This is a genomic window from Mycobacterium shottsii (assembly GCF_010728525.1).
Lineage (GTDB): Bacteria > Actinomycetota > Actinomycetes > Mycobacteriales > Mycobacteriaceae > Mycobacterium > Mycobacterium marinum.
Genome location: NZ_AP022572.1, coordinates 2,652,477 through 2,670,483 on the forward strand (window position 1 = coordinate 2,652,477; position 18,007 = coordinate 2,670,483).

Genomic DNA, 18,007 nt, shown 5'->3' on the forward strand with positions numbered 1-18,007 from the left:
ACGCGTTGGGTAATGCTCACCGAGCGTGCCTCCATTGCGAAAATCCGCCCGGTATTTCGCAATCATTACACGTGCGGCGGCACGGCTCGCGAGAAGTTTTCGGTAAGGGTTTCCAATATTGGGCGCCATACCGGATGGGGGAGATCATGGCCCATTCCGTCGACCACGACGAAGCGTGCGTCCGGGATCGCCGCGGCGACCGCCCGCCCGTTGCGCAGCCGCACCATCGGGTCTGCCGAACCATGCAGCACCACCGTCGGTGCAGTGATCGCCTTGCTGTACCCGAGCAGGCTGCCGGTGCCCAGCACGGCATCAAACTGGCGCAGTATGCCTGGCGGGTAGTCGCAGCGGTTGGCGAGTAGCCGCACGCGCTGGCGCAGGTCGCTTTGAGGCGGCAAAAAGTTGGGCCCGTTGAACACGGCGACGTTACGCAACTCGAAAGCCAGCTTCTCTTCGGCAGACGCGTTCGGGCCCGGCTGGCCGAACGCCAGCTTGATGACCCGCCACGCCGGTGGCGCCGAGAACGCCTTTCCGGTGGTCGACATGATGATTCCCAACGACGCCACTCGCTGAGGCTGATCGGCGGCCAGGATCTGGGCGATCATGCCGCCCAGTGACGCCCCCACCACGTGTGCCCGGGCGATGGACAAGTGGTCCAGCAGGGCCGCAACGTCCTCGGTCATGTCGAGCAGGGTGTAGGGAACCGGGCTGGGCCGGCCCAGCAGGTAGCGCCCTATCCGCCGGTAGACCGAGCCCGATGCGCGCATCCCGCGCATCTTGGCCGACAGGCCGGTGTCGCGATGATCGAATCGGATGACGCGGTAACCGGCCGCGACGAGGCGGGCGCAGAATTCGTCCGGCCACATCGGCAGCTGGGCGCCCAAACCCATGATGAGCAGCACCGGCTGACCGCTCGGGTCGCCCAGTTCTTCGTAGAACAGTTCGACGTCGCCGGTAGTCGTCTCGCGGCGCGCAACGCCGCTGCTGGTGCGCACGCCTCATTTCTACCCACCGCCGCGACGCCCGCGTCGCGGCGGCACGAGGCTCATTGCACGGGTGGGCGGCGAAGATGCCAGTCGGTGGCGCTTTGAAAGGCTCGCCCGGCCCGGATCAGCAGCGGTTCATCGAAGTGTCGAGCCACGAATTGGAAACCGATCGGTCCGCCGTGGGAATCGAAGCCGCCCGGCAGGGTGATCGTCGGGCTGCCGGAGAAGTTGAACGGTCCGGTGAAGCGCAGCAAGTCCGGCATAGTCTCGGGATTGAACAACAGCTCCCTGAACCGATCGAGGGTCAGGTTCGCCAGCGGCAAGACGGGCGCGACGAGCAAGTCGACATCCTCGAACAGCGTCGCCAGTCTCCCGGCGAACAGGTTTCGCTCGCGCTGGATGCGGGCGATCTCCATGCCGGACACCGCGTGACCGGCGTCCAGGAGCTGGCTTGCGAATGGGCCGTACTCCGCGGATCGGGACGGATAGGTCCGTTCGTGCACGACGGCGATTTGGGCTCCCACATAGGCCCCCCACCCGGCCGCCAGCGCCGCGGTCGACGGCAGCGACACCTCGCGAATGTCCGCGCCGAGGTCCGCCAGCACGCGCAGCGCGGTGCGGAGGACCCGCGCCACATCGGGCTCGACCCCGCCGAGCGCGTACTCCGGATCGAACCCGATCCGCACGGTGCGAACCTCGGGTGAACCCGTCACGTACTCGGGCACCCCAACTCTGGCGGCGGTTGGATCCTGCGGGTCGGCACCGGCGATCGCCCGCAACAAATGGCCGGTGTCCTCGGCGTTTCGCGCCATCGGTCCGATGGTGTCCAGTGACGGCGCCATCGCGAACACACCGTGGACGCTGACGCGTCCCCAGGTCGGCTTGAGGCCGGTGGCTCCGGTCATCGTGCACGGATTGCGAATCGACCCGCCGGTGTCGCTGCCGAGGCTGGCCGTGCACAACCCGGTGACGGTGGCCACGGCCGAGCCGCTGGACGACGCTCCGGCCCAGCGCTCGGCGCTCCACGGGTTCACCACCGCCGGGAAATCCGGGTGGTACTCGGCGCCGGCGGCCTCGCACAAATGCAGCTTCCCCAGCAGCACCGCTCCGGCCCGCCGCAAACGGGAAACCACCGTTGCGTCGTAGCTGGGTCTGAAATCCCGATGGATCGCCATGCCCGCGGTGGTTGGGATCCCCTGGGTAAAACAGAGATCCTTCACGGCAATCGGAACACCATGCAGCCGGCCGCGGTGGTTGCCGCGTGCGATCTGTTCCTCGGCTTGTCTCGCCTCATCGAGTGCGCTGTCGGCCAGCACCGTCATATATGGGTGCAGCACGGGATTGAGCCGGTCGATGCGTTGCAGGTGCGCTCTGGTGACCTCCACCGGAGAGAGCGCCCGAGTCGCGAAGGCATGCGAAAGCTCAGAGATCGTTGCGTAGCACGGATCGATGTCGCTCACATCCGCCACGGTTGATCAACGTAGCGAACACGGGCAGCATTCGACGGCCGACATGCTGTGCCAAAGGGCCGCTCAAGGGCCGCCAAAGGGTTGCCAAATAGCTTTGTCGAGTCGCCACGGCGCCGTAGGGTGCGGTCATGCAGGTGGTTTCGGCGGAATCGACCGAACTTTTCGTGGGCCCGCCGGATGCCCCACTGCAGCTGGTCCGCGTCACGATCGCCGAGTGCACCGAGCCGACATCAATCCGTGTCGACGGTGCCGGCCTGAGCGGACAGGCCCTCGCCGCGGTGGGGGCCGAAATCCTCGAGGTGTCGGTTGTGCTCGAGGACCCCGTCGTGGGACAACGGCGGGATGCGCGGGTCTGGGCGGATCCCGCCGGCCCAGCCTGCACATTCACGTTCACCGTGGCCGAGCCGGGCTGGACGATGTTCATGGTCAGCCACTTCCACTACGACCCGGTGCGGTGGAACACCCAGGGGGCCTACACCAGCCAGTGGCACGAAGAACCTCCCGGGCGCGCCCGTCAGACCAATGGGTTCGAGCTGGTGCACGCCCATCTCGAGATGGCGCGCCGCGATCCCGACTACAAGTTCGTGCTGGCCGAAGTCGACTACCTCAAGCCCTACTGGGACACCCATCCGCAGGACCGTGCCTACCTGCGCCGGTTTCTGGCGCAGGGCCGGGTGGAAGTGATGGGCGGAACCTATAACGAACCCAACACAAATCTCACCAGCCCAGAGACGACCATTCGTAATTTGGTGCACGGCATCGGTTTTCAGCGTGACGTGCTGGGCGCCGACCCGGCCACCGCGTGGCAGCTCGACGTGTTCGGCCACGACCCACAGTTCCCGGGGATGGCCGCCGACGCCGGCTTGACGTCGAGCTCGTGGGCGCGTGGACCGCACCACCAATGGGGTCCCGCGCAGGGCGGCCGGGGCGAGGGTGTCGAGCGGATGAAGTTTTGCAGCGAGTTCGAGTGGATTTCGCCATCGGGTCGGGGCCTGCTCACCCACTACATGCCGGCGCATTATTCGGCGGGCTGGTGGATGGACTCGTCGAGCTCGCTGGGTGAGGCGACGGCGGCCACCTATGCGCTTTTCGACGAGCTGAAAAGGGTCGCCTTGACCCGTAACGTGCTGCTGCCGGTCGGAACCGACTACACCCCGCCGAACAAGTGGGTTAGCGAGATCCACCGCGACTGGGCCGCCCGCTACACCTGGCCGCGATTTGTCTGCGGCCTGCCGAGGGAGTTTTTTGCCGCGGTGCGTGCCGAACTGGCCGACCGTGGTGCGGTCGCGTCGCCGCAGACGCGCGACATGAACCCGATCTATACGGGCAAAGACGTGTCCTACATCGACACCAAACAAGCCAACCGGGCCGCCGAGAACGCGGTCCTGCAGGCCGAGCGCTTCGCCGTGTTTGCCGGGGTCCTCTGCGGTGCCCCGTATCCGCAGGCGGCGTTGGCCAAAGCGTGGGTGCAACTGGCCTACGGGGCACATCACGACGCCATCACCGGCTCCGAGTCCGACCAGGTCTATCTGGATCTAGTCAACGGATGGCGCGACGCGTGGGAGATCGGCCGCACCGTCCGGGACAACTCGCTGCAGCTGCTCTCGCGCGCGGTGGCGGGTCTGGGGGAGGCGGTCGTGGTGTGGAACCCGTTGACCCGGCGGCGCACCGACATCGTCACGATTGAGCTGCAGCGGCCGTTGGGCGCCGGCGTGGCGGTGCGCGGACCCGACGGTGCACACACCCCGGCGCACGTCGGTGCCCACGGGCGGACCGTCAGCTGGCTGGCCAGCGATGTCCCTTCGCTGGGTTGGAAGACCTACCAGTTGATCCCGACCGACGCGGCTACAGGCTGGGAACCGGTAACCGGGACCGAGATCGCCAACGAGCACTACCGCCTGCGCGTGGATCCCGAGCGCGGTGGCGGCGTGGAATCGCTGGTGCGGGACCACCGCCAGCTCATCGCGGACGGGCGGGTGGGCAACGAGCTTGCGGTTTACCAGGAATATCCATCGCACCCGACGCAGGGCGAGGGCCCGTGGCATCTGCTGCCCAACGGGCCGGTGGTGTGCTCGTCGGAATCGGCCGCCGAAGTGCGCGGCTACCGCTGCCCGCTTGGGCAGCGGCTGGTGGTGCGAGGCCGGATCGGCACGCTGCTGCGTTATACCCAGACCCTGACCTTGTGGCGGGGCGTGGCGCGGGTGGACTGCCGCACCACCATCGATGACTTCGGCGGCAACGACCAGCTGGTGCGCTTGCGGTGGCCCTGCCCGGTGCCGGGTGCGATGGCGGTCAGCGAGGTGGGCGATGCCGTCGTCGGGCGAGGTTTCGCGCTGCTGCACCCGGCCGGTGAATCGGGAGCTCGGTCGGTGGACACGGCTCAACACCTGTGGACATTGGACAACCCGGCCTACGGCTGGTTCGGATTGTCCTCGGCGGTGCGGGTCCGCGCCGGCAGCGACGCGGTGCGCGCGGTATCGGTCGCCGAGGTAGTGTCCCCCTCGGAGGCGACATCGGGCCCGCTGGCGCGCGAGCTGATGGTCGCGCTGGTGCGCGCCGGTGTGACGGCCACCTGCAGTGGCGCCGACAAACCGCGCTACGGAAACCTCGACGTGGACTCCAATTTGCCCGACGTCCGGATCGCGCTGGGCGGGCCCGCGCGCAACGTGTTCACCAAGGCCGTGCTGGCGGACGCGGATCCGGTCTACACGGCCGAATTGGAGCGCCAGTTGGCCAGCGGCGGGCGGGCCCGGGTGTGGGTGCCGGCCGCGACCTCGTTGGCGTCGGTCTGGGTGCCCGGGGCGGACCTGCGCGCGCCGCGCGCGCTGCCGGTGCTGGTGATCGACGGTCGCGACGACACGGATCTCGCCGCGGCGATCGCCGCGCTGGTCGACGATCTGGCCGACGCCGAGATCTCCGTCCGGCAGCAGGCGCCGGCAGACATGGAACCGTTCGAGGCCCGCACGATCGCGTTGTTCAACCGCGGAATGCCCAGCTTTGCCGTCGACGCCGAGGGCACCCTGCATACCGCGCTGATGCGGTCCTGCACCGGCTGGCCGTCCGGGGTCTGGATCGACGAGCCCCGCCGCACCGCGCCCGACGGCTCCAACTTCCAGCTGCAACACTGGACCCACGATTTCGACTACGCCCTGGTCTGCGCCGACGGCGATTGGCGGCGCGCCGACATCCCGGCCCGCAGCGCTGAATTCTCCCAACCATTGCTGGCCGTGACTGCGCGCCACCGCGCGGGCAAGCTGGCGCAGGTCGGATCGCTGCTAGAGATCGAGCCGGCCGGATCGGTGCAGCTGGGCGCGCTCAAGGCGGCGGGTAACCCGCTGACCGCCGGCAGTGCCCGGTCCGTCGACCCCGCCGCGGTGACGCTGCGTCTGGTGGAAACCAACGGGGCGGCGGCGCCGGTGACGCTGCGCTGCGAATTGGGCGAGCTGAGCGAGCTTCGGATGGCTGACCTGCTCGAGCATCCGCAGCGAGCTACCCCGGGGGTCAATCTGCATGGCTTTCATGTCGCCACCACGCTGGCCCGGCTCGAGATGCGCGGGGTGCTGTCGTGTTCTGACGCGCTTGCGCCGCAGCACGAGGCGGCCCAACCGCTCTACGCGCGGTATTGGCTGCACAATCGGGGCCCCGCACCACTGGGCGGGCTACCCGCCGTCGCCTACCTGCACCCCGAGCAGGTGACGGCCGAGCCGGGAAGCCAGGTGACGTTGCGTTTGACCACCGCCAGCGACTGCGCCGATTCCTCGCTGCGTGGCCTGGTCGAGCTGCGGTTTCCCGACGGCTGGTCGGTCGCACCCCACCGGTTGCCGTTCGACTTGGGCGCCGGTGAGTATGTGGAGACCAACGTCATGGTGAGGATTCCGGCTACCGCCGGACCCGGGCTGTATCCGGTGCGCGCCCAGTTGAGCATTACCGAGCCGGAAGTCCCGGCGGCGTGGCGGCAGATGGTCGAGGATGTCTGTGTGGTGGCCGTCGGGACCGATCTCAGCCAGCTCGTCTATCTCGCCGAGGAACCTGTCGACCTGGACCTGGCCGCCGGAAGTTCGGCCCGGCTTTCGGTGACCGTCGGCAGCCGCGCCCAAACCGACCTGACGCTCGAGGCGCACCTCATCAGCCCCTGGGGTACCTGGGAGTGGATGGCCCCGGCCGCGGCCGGGGCCGTGCTGCCTGCTTGCGGCAGCGCCGAACTCGTCTTCGATGTGGCCCCGCCGGGCTGGCTGGCCCCGGGACAGTGGTGGGCGCTGGTGCGGGTCGGCTGCGCCGGCCGACTGGTCTACTCCCCAGCGGTACGGGTGACGGTGACATGACCGGTTCCCTGGTCGCGACCGTCGCGGGCGCACCCATTGCCGTCGGTGAGGTCGACGTGCGCGAAGCGCGGCTGCGCAACGGCCCGCGGGCGGCCGCGCTGCCGGTCAGCGGCACCAGCGAGGGGCGGCAGCTGCGGCGCTGGCTAGCGCAATTGATCGCGACCGAGCGGGTGCTTGCCGACGAAGCCACAGCGCGCGGCATCACCGGGCATCCGGCGCCGTCGGAGGCCGAACTGCTGCCCGATGTCACCGCGCGCCTGGAGATCGGCAGTGTGGCCGCTGCGGTGCTTGCCGATCCGCGGGTGCGGGCGCTGTTCGCCGAGGTCACGGCGGACGTCCGGGTCGGTGACGACGAGGTGGCCGCCTACCACGCCCGCAACCCGCTGCGGTTTGCGGCTCCGGTGCCGGGGCGGCACGGCTGGCATGTCCCGCCGGTGGCCGCCCCGCCGTTGGAGCGGGTGCGCGACGCGATCACCGAGCACCTGTTGGGGGCAGCGCGCCGACGCGCGTTCCGGGTGTGGCTGGACGGGCGCCGTGCCGCGCTGGTCCAACTGGCCCCGGGTTATGAGCATCCCGGCGATCCGCGCCAACCCGACAACACCCACCGGCACTGAGCGCTCATGTTGACCCTCTGTCTGGACATCGGCGGCACCAAGGTCGCCGTCGGGCTGGCCGACGCCGACGGCGCGCTGGTGCACACCGCCCAAGTGCCGACCCCGGCGCGCTGCGCGGCCGAGCAGGTCTGGGCCGCGGTCGCCGAGGCGATCGCCGAGGCATTGCGGGTGGCCGACGACACGGTGGCTGCGGTGGGCATCGCCTCGGCCGGGCCGGTCGACCTGGATAGCGGGACGGTCAGCCCGATCAATATCGGCTCCTGGCGCGGCTTCCCCCTGCGAGACCGGGTTGCGGCCATGGTGCCCGATGTGCCGGTGCGGCTGGGCGGCGATGGGGTCTGCATGGCGCTCGGCGAGCACTGGCTGGGTGCGGGACGGGGCGCACGGTTCCTGTTGGGCATGGTGGTGTCCACCGGTGTCGGCGGGGGGCTGGTGCTGGGCGGTGTCCCGTATCCGGGCCGCACCGGCAACACGGGACACGTGGGGCATGTCGTGGTCGATCAGGATGGCCTGCGGTGTTCCTGCGGTGGCCGTGGCTGTGTCGAGACGATCGCCGCTGGCCCGTCGATGGTTCGATGGGCTCTGGCCAACGGTTGGTCGGCGCGGCCCGAAGCGGGAGCCAGGGAATTGGCGGCCGCGGCCGCCGCCGGAGATGCCGTGGCGCTGGCGGCCTTTCGCCGGGGCACCCGTGGCCTGGCCGCCATGATCGCCTCGGTGGGCGCGGTGTGCGACCTCGACCGGGTTGTCATCGGGGGAGGGGTCGCCAGAGCCGGGCGCCTGTTGTTCGACCCGCTGCGCGCGGCATTGGCCGACTATCTTGGGCTGGACTTCTTGGCCGGCCTGCGCGTTGTGCCCGCCGAGCTAGGCGGACAGGCCGGTCTGGTCGGTGCCGCCCGCCTTGCCGGGCTCGGCTAGTTGTTGTGACCTGACACGTTGTTGTCAGACAGCGAGTCGGCTGATTGGTGGTCGTCCGCCGAGGGCGGAGTGGCCTCGTCGAGTGTTGTAGCGGCGAAGGAATTGGTCAAGGCCGCGGCTACGTAGGGTGTTGTTGGTCCAGGGGCGGGCGTAGGCCCATTCGTTGATCAAGGTCCGGTTGAAACGTTCTGCTTTGCCGTTGGTCCAGGGACAGCCGGGCTTACTGAATCGGCGTTTAAGCTGCCAGGCCGAACAAACCCAGCCCCAGTCGGTGCCGTGTCGGTAGACCAACGCGTTGTCGGTCAGTAGCCGACGCACACGCACACTGTGGGCGGCGAACCAGGCCAGTGCCCGGTGAAGAAACCCAGCGCACGTCGGGTCCTTCTCGTCGGGGAGCACTTCGCTGTAGGCCAGCCGAGTGTAGTCATCGATGGCGGTGTGCACGTAGTCGTAGCCGATCTTGGTCTTCTTGTGCCGGTGGGCAACTGAGACTGCGGCGTCGCGGCCGTGCAGGCGCCATCCACCGCCTGGGGGAATGGCGCCAAGCTTCTTGACGTCGACATGAACCCCGGCTCCCGGGGTGGGGTATTCGTAGCGGTTGGGGCTGCGCCGCGATGAGCGCACCACCTCGCCGGTGATCGGGTCGATTGCACTCAGATGTGGCACCTGGTGGCGTGCCAGGATCCGTCCGACTGTCGAGGGATTCAGTTCGAGTTCGGCGGCGAGCACAACAGCGCCGCGCTTACGGCGTTGGCGGGCGGCGAGTACCTTCTGTTCGACCCGATGGCTCGTACGGTTGGGCATCCGGATCGGCCGCGACGAGCGGTCGGCCAGCGCGGCATCACCGCCCTCGGCATACCGGCGCAGCCACTTGTACACCGTTGCCCGCGAAATCCCCAGTTGCTCAGCCACATGCGCGGCCGGCCACCCGGCGGCGACGCGCTCAACGATCAACTGACGAGCGAACACATTGGTACGGGCGTTAGCGTGAGACACAAGGACCTCCTACGGGTGAATGCCAGACACATCCACTCCGTCAGGAGGTCCTCCCACTTTCAAGCAGGCACGCCGTTAACAACCTCCCAGGTCACGACAGCTAGCCGGCTGCAGCGAACGACGTCCGCATCCCGGCCGGCCCCTTGCACAGACGCGTTGGGGGCCCCGATGTTACGGGGGTTTCTCGTACTCGTGTCGTGCTGATTTCACGCCGGTGTCGCGCAATCCCGACGGCGGTTTTTCTTGGCCGACGAGCCGGCAATTAGTGGCCCCTGGCTAGACGCGGTTCCCGCGCTCGAGCTCATTGATGCGTCTTGGCGGTGAGACGCAACCCCGGGCTTTGGCCGTCGTTGTTGCCGGTTGAGTTGCCGCGGTGAGACGCGTGCCGGCCGGGCGCTGCGCCGGGCATTGTTCAATTTTTTGACGGTGCCGTCGATTCGAGTGGTACGCCGTTGACCTGTGTGTATAGCGTGTTGTCAGTCGCTTGGGGCGGCATCTTGGCTGGGCTGATGGGGGTGGGGTCATGTCGTTTGTGAGTGTTTCGCCGGAGCTGGTGACTGATGGTGCGGCGGCCTTGACGCAGATTGGGTCATCGATCGATGAGGCCAATGCGGCGGCTGGTGCGGTGACGGCCGTGCTGCCTCCCGGGGTCGATGAGGTCTCCGTGGCGCTGGCGTCATTGTTCGTCGCTCATGGGCGCGAGTACGAGTCGCTCAGCGCTCAGGTGGCGCTGTTTCACCGGCGGTTTGTGCAGATGCTGGCCGCCGCCTCGGGGGGCTATGCGGAAGCTGAAGCTGCCAACATTTCGGCGGTAGCCGGTTTGGAGACCGTCGAGCAGTGCGTCTTGGACGTGATCAATGCGCCCACTCAAGCGTTGTTCGGGTGGTCGTTGATCGGCAACGGCACCGACGGCGCACCCGGTAGCGGGCAGGCGGGCGGCAACGGGGGGTTGTTGTGGGGCGACGGTGGTAACGGTGGCTCGGGCGGAGTAGGTCAGGTCGGCGGGGCCGGAGGGTCCGCGGGTCTACTCGGCCATGGCGGTGCCGGCGGCGCCGGCGGAGTCAGTGGAGTCTCGGCCGTGGGTGCGACCGGCGGTGCGGGCGGCAACGGCGGATGGCTGTACGGCAATGGAGGCGCCGGCGGCCTTGGCGGCCAAGGCGTGCTCACCGGGGGCAATGGCGGGGTTGGTGGGCCCGCGAGATTCTTCGGTGCTGGCGGGACCGGCGGAGCTGGCGGGTTGGGACTGGGCGACACCGGCGGAATCGGCGGAATCGGCGGAAACGCCGGAGCGCTGTTCGGCCCCGGTGGTGCCGGTGGCGCCGGTGGCCCCGGCGGCGCGAACGGTACCAACGGTGGTGATGGTGGTGCCGGGGGAGCCGCGGGGTTGTACGGCCTCGGTGGCGCCGGTGGTGCCGGCGGCGATGGTGGTGCTGGCATTTCCGGCGGGGCTGGTGACGCCGGTGGCGCGGGCGGCCACGCGGGCAACGGTGGTGACGGTGGTCGCGGTGGCTGGTTGGTCGGCAACGGGGGCGTCGGGGGGCTCGGCGGTGTCGGGGGCACCGGCGGTGCGGGTGGCGCCGGCGGGGACGGGGTTGTCCTGGGCAGCGCCGGCGGAACTGGCGGCGACGGTGGTGCCGGCGGGACCGGCGGAGTTGGCGGGACCGGCGGCGAGGGCGGCTTTCTGGGCCAGCGGGGTGCTGGCGGTGCCGGCGGGGCCGGCGGTGCCGGTGGATTGGCTGGCGACGGTGGCCGAGGCGCGGCGGGCACATTTGCCGGCGGTACCGGTATCGGAGGCGCAGGGGGCGACGGCGGCAACGCGGGTGTCGGCGGGGTCGGGGAGCCGGTGGGGCCGGCTCCGTGACGGGTGCCCACGGCGCGGAGGGGGCGCGTCCGATCAGTGGTAATGGCGGCGCAGGGGGTCGCGGCGCCGACGCGATAGCGGCTGGCAAATCGGGTGGGGCCGGCGGGGCTGGTGGTAACGGCGGGCTGTTCGGCCACGGCGGAGACGGTGGTGACGGCGGTGTGGGCAAGGCCGGTGAAGCGGGGGCCTCAGGTTTGCTCCCCGGTGAGGCTGGCTTCGCGGGCGAGGCCGGCGGTGCCGGCGGGAATGGTGGTGCCGGCACCACCGGCCTGGCCGGGCACATCGGCATAGACATGAACGGCGGTGCCGGCGGGGTTGGCGGTGCCGGCGGCAACGGTGGGGCCGGCGGCGCCGGTGGCGACGCAGGTCATGCGCAGGCGGGCGGCTACTCCGATGGCCTCCAGGGCGCCGGTAATGACGGAGGCCACGGCGGGAGCGGGGGCGTGGCCGGTGATGGCGGCCGTGGTGCCGATGCCGCGGCGGGCTCGGGGTTGGCTGGCGGCGATGGTGGGCGAGGTGGCGATCCGGGTGCTGGGGGCGAGGGTGGCGCCGCTGGGGGCGGCTCTGTTGCAGGTACCGCCGGCCTTGACGGGATTGGCCCGACCAGTGGCGGCAACGGGGGCAACGGCGGTCACGGCGGCAGCGGCGCCGTCGGCGTCGAAGGCGGGGCCGGTAGTGCTGGCGGCGCCGGCGGCCGGGGCGGCGACGGCGGTGCCTACGGCAACGGAGGAGTCGGCGGTAACGGCGGTGCGGGCGGGGCAGGTAGTCCGGGCGCCCATGGCGGAACCGCGGGTGAAGACGGGTTCAATGCCGGTGATGGCGGGCACGGTGGTGCTGGCGGAGCCGGCGGCGGCGGTGGTGAAAAGGGCGGCACCGGCGGTGCTGGCGGGTTAGGCGGCGTCGGCGGTGACGGTGCCGCCGGGTTGTCGGGGAAGGCTGGTACCGGCACGGACGGCGAATCGGGCGGCAGAGGCGGCCACGCGGGTAACGGTGGCACCGGCGGCAATGGCGCTAACGGTGGTCACGGCGGTTCTGGTCCATCGCCCATGGGGTTCGAGAACGGGCACAACGGGCACAACGGGGGCAACGGGGGCACCGGCGGCTACGGCGCGGCGGGCGGTCTCGGTGGCGACGGCGGAATCGGTGGTGACGGCTCCACCCACGCCGCCCCGGGCGATGACGGACTCATGGGCAATGGCGGCCATGGCGGTAATGGTGGCGCCGGTGGGCCAGACAATCCCGGCGGCGGCGGCCATCCCGGCGACGGTGGCTACGGCGGCAACGGCGGATCCGGTTTCAACGCCGGCAACGGCGGCAACGGTGGCCGAGGCGGCAGCGCCCACGCCTCGCTGGTCGGCAAGGCCGGCAACGGCGGCTTCGGCGGCACCGGTGGTAACAGTTTTGGCGGGGTGTCGGGTAACGGCGGTAACGGCGGCGACGGCGGCCACGCCCTGCATGGGCAGCCGGGTGGCCACGGCGGTCAAGGCGGTCACGGTGGTGTGGCACATACTGACGGTTCGGACTATCCCGGCTGGCCCGGCCTGCCCGGCGATGTGGGTTACCAGGACGGCACCGGCGGTGGAGGAGGCACCGGCGGGGCCGGCGGCCACGCCCCATAGATCCGCGTTGCTCAAGTGGCTGGAGTAGCTGAAGTGGCTTGGGTGACCGCGCGTGGCGGTTCGGGCCCAACTTCCCGTGCGGCGCTGCGGGTGGCATACTCGCCCGTTTTGGCTGATCGGGCGGGCCGCGCTATTGTGGTGTCCGATCCACCGAAGACCGTCGGTCACCGAGAAATCGGTTGAAGGTCCGGGAGTAATCCCGGCGGCCCACGCAGGAGGACGAGGCAAGTATCGCCGGCCCGTGTGCTGGCGCGCATTCACGCCCCGGCCGCATCCTGCGCCGGGGCGTTCGACGTTTTGCGGCGATCACAGACGACACGTCGCACCAGCTAATACCGGAAACTTCCACCGGACTTCGACTTCAGGAGGCATGCATGGCCAGGGCTGACAAGGCCACTGCCGTTGCGGACATCGCAGAGCACTTCAAGGCGTCGACCGCAACTGTCATTACCGAATACCGTGGTTTGACGGTCTCCAACCTGGCCGAATTGCGCCGGTCGTTGGGCGAGTCGGCCACCTACGCCGTAGCCAAGAACACCCTCATCAAGCGCGCAGCTTCGGAGGCCGGTGTCGAAGGCCTCGACGAGCTGTTCGCGGGCCCCACCGCGATCGCGTTCGTCAAGGGCGAGCCGGTCGACGCGGCCAAGGCCCTCAAGACCTTCGCCAAGGAACACAAGGCGCTGGTCATCAAGGGCGGCTACATGGACGGTCACGCGTTGACCGTCGCCGAAGTTGAGCGGATCGCCGATCTGGAGACCCGCGAGGTGTTGCTGGCCAAGCTGGCCGGCGCGATGAAGGGCAACCTCGCCAAGGCTGCCGGGCTGTTCAATGCGCCGGCCTCGCAGTTCGCCCGGTTGGCGTCGGCGCTGCAGGAGAAGAAGGCAGCGGAGCCCGGCTCGGCGCCGGCCGCAGCTACCGAGACTCCTGAAGCCGCGGGGGCCGCTGAAGCCTCCGAAGCCCCCGAGGCGACTGACACGGCGACCGACGCCGAATAGCCACCTGTATCGAGAGACCACCAAATAACCCAAGAAGCCCCAAGAAACCCCCAAGAAACTAGGAAGGGACCCAAACCATGTCAAAGCTCTCGACCGACGAGCTGCTCGACGCTTTCAAGGAAATGACCCTGCTGGAGCTCTCCGACTTCGTGAAGAAGTTCGAGGACACCTTCGAGGTCACCGCGGCCGCCCCGGTCGCCGTCGCGGCCGCTGGTGCCGTCCCGGCCGGCGGTGCCGCTGAGGCCGCCGAGGAGCAGTCCGAATTCGACGTCATCCTCGAGGCCGCCGGTGACAAGAAGATCGGCGTCATCAAGGTGGTCCGTGAGATCGTCTCCGGCCTGGGTCTCAAGGAAGCCAAGGACCTGGTCGACGGCGCACCCAAGCCGCTGCTGGAGAAGGTCGCCAAGGAGGCCGCCGAGGAAGCCAAGGCCAAGCTCGAGGCCGCAGGCGCCAGCGTCACCGTCAAGTAGGTCTACACGCAGAACCCACGCAAACCCCCGGAGCCGTTCCTGGTTTCCGGGGGTTTGCTGTATTCAGCCCGCGCCGGTCGCCAGGCGCTGCGACCGCGTTGCCAGCTCGGGCGAATCTCCCAAGGCGACAAGCAAGTTCGTTGTCATCGACGCGAGTACCGGCTCGATGGCCGCTCCCTCATCGCCGAAGAAGCCGGCTAGTTCGAGCATCACGAACCCATGGATCAGTGCCCAGAACTGGGCAGCGGTCGCGACGATCTCCGCGTCGGGAACGTCCGTGGCCAGACCATCGGTTGCCGACGCCCGATTGCGGTCGGCCCCGCCGTTCACGGTGATTCGCCCGGCCAGCATCGACCGCCGGACACCCCGCACCACGTGCGCAAAGCTGGGATGGCGCTGCTCGATCTGCGAGATCGTCAGGGTCAGGACGTTTTGTGTGGGCGCGTTGATGCCGTGCGCGCTGGTGCTGCCGAACATCAGCCGATACATGTGCGGGCGCTCGATGGCGTACCGGCGATAGGCGGCGCCGGTGGCCACCAGATCGGCCACTGGGTCATCGGATGGTGGCACCGCAAGCGCGGTGTCGAACTGTCGCAAACCCTCCTCGGCGACTTCGGCGATCAGTTCGGGCATTCCGCCGAAATGCGTATAGACCGCCATTGTGGAGGTACCCGCGGCCCCCGCCACCTTGCGGGTTTGCAGTGCATCGGGTCCGTGCGCGTCGAGCAGCGCGACGGCGGCACGCAGCATCTCGTCGCGAACGCCGCTGCGTTGGGTCGGTGACGTTGTTTCCCCAATCATCATTGCCATCTTCTCATTGGGAGCGTACCGTCTCAATAACAGCGAAATAACAATGTTATTTTAGCTCAGACGTGACGACCATGCGCAGCGCCCAACCCCGGAATCCCTATCTCGAGGGCTTTCTGGCCCCCCGTGCGCGCCGAAGTGACCGCAACCGACCTGGAGGTCACCGGGCGCATCCCCGACCACCTCGACGGGCGCTATCTGCGCAATGGGCCCAACCCGGTGGCGGAGGTCAACCCCGCCACCTACCACTGGTTCACCGGCGACGGGATGGTGCACGGGGTCGCGCTGCGCGACGGGCGGGCCAGTTGGTACCGCAACCGTTGGGTGCGCAGCATGCCGGTATGTGCTGCGCTGGGGGAGTCGCCGCCCGCCAGGCTTGACCCCCGGGCGGGCATGCTGGGGCTGGGGGCCAACACCAACGTGCTCAGTCACGCTGGGCGCACCCTCGCCCTGGTGGAGGGGGGGGCGTCGCAAACTATGAGCTCACCGACGACCTCGACACCGTGGGCACCTGCGACTTCGACGGCACCCTGCCCGGCGGTTACACCGCCCATCCGCACCGTGACCCCCAGACCGGCGAGCTGCACGCGGTGTCCTACTCGTTTACCCGCGGGCACACGGTGCAGTACTCGGTGATCGACACCCAGGGGCGGGCGCGTCGCACCGTTGACATCGAGGTCACCGGGTCGCCGATGATGCACGACTTCTCGCTGACCGATAAGTACGTCGTGATCTACGACCTGCCGGTCACCTTCGACTCGGCGCAGGTGATGCCGGTGAAAATGCCCAGCTGGCTCGGGGTGCCGGCCCGGCTGGTGATGGCCTCGTTGATCGGAAATGTCCGGGTGCCCAGCCCGATCGCGGCAATGATGAACCGCAATCCCAAGCCGTCCAACCGGCTGCCCTACGCATGGAACCCCGCCTACCCGGCCCGGATCGGGGTCATGCCCCGGGAGGGTGGTAACCGGGATGTCAGATGGTTTGATACCGAGCCCTGCTACGTCTACCACCCGCTCAACGCGTATTCGGAGCACCGCGATGGGGCCGAGGTGTTGATACTCGACGTGGTCCGCTACCGGCGGATGTTCGACCGTGACCGTCGTGGCCCCGGAGATACCACTCCCTCGCTGGATCGCTGGGTGATCAACTTGACCACCGGCGCGGTCAGCACCGAGTGCCGTGACGACCGGTCCCAGGAGTTTCCCCGGATCAATGAGACGTTGTTGGGCAAGCGGCACCGGTTTGGCTACACCCTGGGCGTGGACGGCGGTTACCTCACGGGTGGCACCTCGGACATGTCGACCTCGCTGTACAAGCAGGACTATGCGACCGGGTCCAGCCAAGTCGCCCCGCTCGATCCGGACCTGCTGCTTGGTGAGATGGCCTTCGTGCCGAGCCCGACGGCCGCCGCCGAGGATGACGGGGTCCTGATGGGATACGGCTATCACCGTGGCTCCGACGAGGGTCAGCTGGTGCTGCTGGACGCCCAGACGCTGGAGCTGGCGGCGTGCGTGCATCTTCCGCAGCGGGTGCCGCTAGGCTTCCATGGCAATTGGTCGGCCTCGACATGACCGGCGCCCAATGACGGGCGCGTAACGGGCGTGTGACCGGTGCTTGCGGGTGGCTGGCGTGGCCTGCGGGAGATTTGTTATCTATCCAACCCTGATATCCCGCCCATGACGTGCGCTACAGTGACTCAAGCCACATCAACGGGGCAGGTCACGGCCATCGGCATTGGAAGGATTTCCCATGGGCGTCGCTATCGAGGTCAACGGACTGACAAAGTCCTTCGGATCCTCGAGGATTTGGGAAGACGTCACGCTGACGATCCCGGCCGGGGAGGTCAGCGTGTTGCTTGGTCCCTCCGGTACTGGCAAGTCGGTGTTCCTGAAGTCCCTGATCGGTCTGCTGCGCCCAGAGCGCGGCTCGATCCTCATCGATGGCACCGACATCATCGAATGTTCGGCCAAGGAGCTCTACGAGATCCGGACGTTGTTCGGTGTGCTGTTCCAGGACGGTGCGCTGTTCGGGTCGATGAACCTCTATGACAACACCGCCTTCCCGCTGCGTGAGCACACCAAGAAGAAGGAAAGCGAAATCCGTGACATCGTCATGGAGAAGCTGGCCATGGTCGGTCTCACCGGTGATGAGAAGAAGTTCCCCGGTGAGATCTCCGGTGGTATGCGCAAGCGCGCCGGCCTGGCCAGGGCGCTGGTTCTCGACCCGCAGATCATTCTCTGCGACGAGCCCGACTCGGGTCTGGACCCCGTCCGTACCGCCTATCTGAGCCAGTTGATCATGGACATCAACGCCCAGATCGATGCCACCATCCTGATCGTGACGCACAACATCAACATCGCGCGCACCGTGCCGGACAACATGGGCATGTTGTTCCGTAAGCACCTGGTCATGTTCGGCCCCCGCGAGGTGCTGCTCACCAGCGATGAGCCCGTGGTTCGGCAGTTCCTCAACGGCCGCCGCATCGGCCCGATCGGCATGTCCGAGGAAAAGGACGAGGCAACCATGGCCGAAGAGCAGGCCATGATCGACGCCGGACAGCACGCCGGCGGCACCGAGGACATCGAGGGTGTGCCACCGCAGATCCAAGCGACTCCGGGCATGCCGGAACGTAAGGCCGTCGCCCGCCGCCAGGCGCGGGTTCGCGAGATGCTGCACACGCTGCCCAAGGACGCCCAGGCGGCAATCCTCGAGGACCTCGAGGGCACCCACCGCTGACCGCCGTCCAGGGTCTAGCGCGTCGCGCGGCCGCGGGCGGCAAATCCGAATTACGTTTCCGGGGAACCTACATCGGGGTTTGGGTGGGCCAAATCGTCGGTATCCGGGGCGGCGCAAGCCCGTGTTGGCAGACGCTGCCCGACGTGTCGTCCGGCGCATGTGGGCTGAACCGGTTCAGCGAGTCGACGTTGCCGAAATTCCGGATAACTCGGCGTAA

The 18,007-nt window shown here is 68.5% G+C and carries 12 protein-coding genes and 1 pseudogene; 9 read left to right on the forward strand and 4 right to left on the reverse strand.

Going from position 1 to position 18,007, the window contains the following annotated elements:
- Nucleotides 1–65: 65 nt before the first annotated feature.
- Together G6N41_RS12425 and G6N41_RS12430 are read right to left on the reverse strand one after the other, a co-directional pair.
- On the reverse strand, nt 66–995 hold the full coding sequence (locus tag G6N41_RS12425; RefSeq protein WP_198967507.1) for an alpha/beta fold hydrolase: 930 nt from the start codon (nt 993–995) through the stop codon (nt 66–68).
- A 50-nt stretch (nt 996–1,045) separates the two neighbouring features.
- Complete coding sequence (locus tag G6N41_RS12430) at nt 1,046–2,446, reverse strand: amidase (RefSeq protein ID WP_231608947.1); 1,401 nt, start codon at nt 2,444–2,446, stop codon at nt 1,046–1,048.
- A 137-nt stretch (nt 2,447–2,583) separates the two neighbouring features.
- Here G6N41_RS12430 and G6N41_RS12435 point away from each other — a divergent pair, with 137 nt between their 5' ends.
- The 3 genes from G6N41_RS12435 to G6N41_RS12445 are packed head-to-tail and all read left to right on the forward strand — an operon-like array spanning nt 2,584 to nt 8,306.
- The gene (locus G6N41_RS12435; protein WP_198967509.1) at nt 2,584–6,777 is read left to right on the forward strand and encodes a glycoside hydrolase family 38 N-terminal domain-containing protein; all 4,194 of its coding nucleotides are present in this window, start codon (nt 2,584–2,586) and stop codon (nt 6,775–6,777) included.
- On the forward strand, nt 6,774–7,391 hold the full coding sequence (locus G6N41_RS12440; protein WP_020731908.1) for a DUF7158 domain-containing protein: 618 nt from the start codon (nt 6,774–6,776) through the stop codon (nt 7,389–7,391). The genes G6N41_RS12435 and G6N41_RS12440 overlap by 4 nt, the downstream gene beginning before the upstream one ends.
- A 6-nt stretch (nt 7,392–7,397) precedes the next feature.
- Nucleotides 7,398–8,306 (forward strand): ROK family protein, encoded by a 909-nt coding sequence (locus G6N41_RS12445; RefSeq protein WP_198967510.1) that lies wholly within the window; start codon nt 7,398–7,400, stop codon nt 8,304–8,306.
- A gap of 24 nt (nt 8,307–8,330) precedes the next feature.
- Here G6N41_RS12445 and G6N41_RS12450 read toward each other — a convergent pair whose 3' ends face one another.
- Complete coding sequence (locus tag G6N41_RS12450) at nt 8,331–9,302, reverse strand: IS481 family transposase (RefSeq protein ID WP_198966221.1); 972 nt, start codon at nt 9,300–9,302, stop codon at nt 8,331–8,333.
- Nucleotides 9,303–9,825: 523 nt separating this feature from the next.
- Here G6N41_RS12450 and G6N41_RS30310 point away from each other — a divergent pair.
- The 4 genes from G6N41_RS30310 (at nt 9,826) to rplL (ending at nt 14,247) form a co-directional block, all read left to right on the forward strand.
- Nucleotides 9,826–11,163, forward strand: a complete 1,338-nt coding sequence (locus tag G6N41_RS30310; protein ID WP_456320219.1) for a PE family protein — start codon at nt 9,826–9,828, stop codon at nt 11,161–11,163.
- Nucleotides 11,160–12,782: a hypothetical protein gene (locus G6N41_RS30315; RefSeq protein ID WP_456320220.1), complete on the forward strand. Its 1,623-nt coding sequence runs from the start codon at nt 11,160–11,162 to the stop codon at nt 12,780–12,782. Before G6N41_RS30310 ends, G6N41_RS30315 begins: the two co-directional genes overlap by 4 nt.
- Before the next feature lie 374 nt (nt 12,783–13,156).
- On the forward strand, nt 13,157–13,777 hold the full coding sequence (rplJ, locus tag G6N41_RS12460; RefSeq protein ID WP_198967511.1) for a 50S ribosomal protein L10: 621 nt from the start codon (nt 13,157–13,159) through the stop codon (nt 13,775–13,777).
- 77 nt (nt 13,778–13,854) lie between these two features.
- On the forward strand, nt 13,855–14,247 hold the full coding sequence (gene rplL / locus G6N41_RS12465) for a 50S ribosomal protein L7/L12 (RefSeq protein ID WP_020731915.1): 393 nt from the start codon (nt 13,855–13,857) through the stop codon (nt 14,245–14,247).
- Between the two features lie 63 nt (nt 14,248–14,310).
- Here the strand turns inward: rplL and G6N41_RS12470 are convergent, their stop codons facing one another.
- Complete coding sequence (locus G6N41_RS12470) at nt 14,311–15,051, reverse strand: TetR/AcrR family transcriptional regulator (protein WP_038581361.1); 741 nt, start codon at nt 15,049–15,051, stop codon at nt 14,311–14,313.
- A 77-nt stretch (nt 15,052–15,128) separates the two neighbouring features.
- On the opposite strand from G6N41_RS12470, the pseudogene G6N41_RS12475 reads away from it, so the two are divergent.
- Both G6N41_RS12475 and G6N41_RS12480 read left to right on the forward strand, forming a co-directional pair.
- Nucleotides 15,129–16,625, forward strand: a pseudogene (locus G6N41_RS12475) (carotenoid oxygenase family protein).
- 178 nt (nt 16,626–16,803) lie between these two features.
- Nucleotides 16,804–17,790 (forward strand): ABC transporter ATP-binding protein, encoded by a 987-nt coding sequence (locus G6N41_RS12480; protein ID WP_012392905.1) that lies wholly within the window; start codon nt 16,804–16,806, stop codon nt 17,788–17,790.
- The last annotated feature ends 217 nt before the right edge of the window (nt 17,791–18,007 follow it).

What these genes read in the sequence shown, in the direction of transcription:
- G6N41_RS12435 (WP_198967509.1), top strand. Translation starts at nt 2,584, where the DNA reads ATGCAGGTGGTTTCGGCGGAATCGACCGAACTTTTCGTGGGCCCGCCG.
- G6N41_RS12440 (WP_020731908.1), top strand. Translation starts at nt 6,774, where the DNA reads ATGACCGGTTCCCTGGTCGCGACCGTCGCGGGCGCACCCATTGCCGTC.
- G6N41_RS12445 (WP_198967510.1), top strand. Translation starts at nt 7,398, where the DNA reads ATGTTGACCCTCTGTCTGGACATCGGCGGCACCAAGGTCGCCGTCGGG.
- G6N41_RS30310 (WP_456320219.1), top strand. Translation starts at nt 9,826, where the DNA reads ATGTCGTTTGTGAGTGTTTCGCCGGAGCTGGTGACTGATGGTGCGGCG.
- rplJ (WP_198967511.1), top strand. Translation starts at nt 13,157, where the DNA reads ATGGCCAGGGCTGACAAGGCCACTGCCGTTGCGGACATCGCAGAGCAC.
- rplL (WP_020731915.1), top strand. Translation starts at nt 13,855, where the DNA reads ATGTCAAAGCTCTCGACCGACGAGCTGCTCGACGCTTTCAAGGAAATG.
- G6N41_RS12470 (WP_038581361.1), bottom strand. Translation starts at nt 15,051, where the DNA reads ATGATGATTGGGGAAACAACGTCACCGACCCAACGCAGCGGCGTTCGC.
- G6N41_RS12480 (WP_012392905.1), top strand. Translation starts at nt 16,804, where the DNA reads ATGGGCGTCGCTATCGAGGTCAACGGACTGACAAAGTCCTTCGGATCC.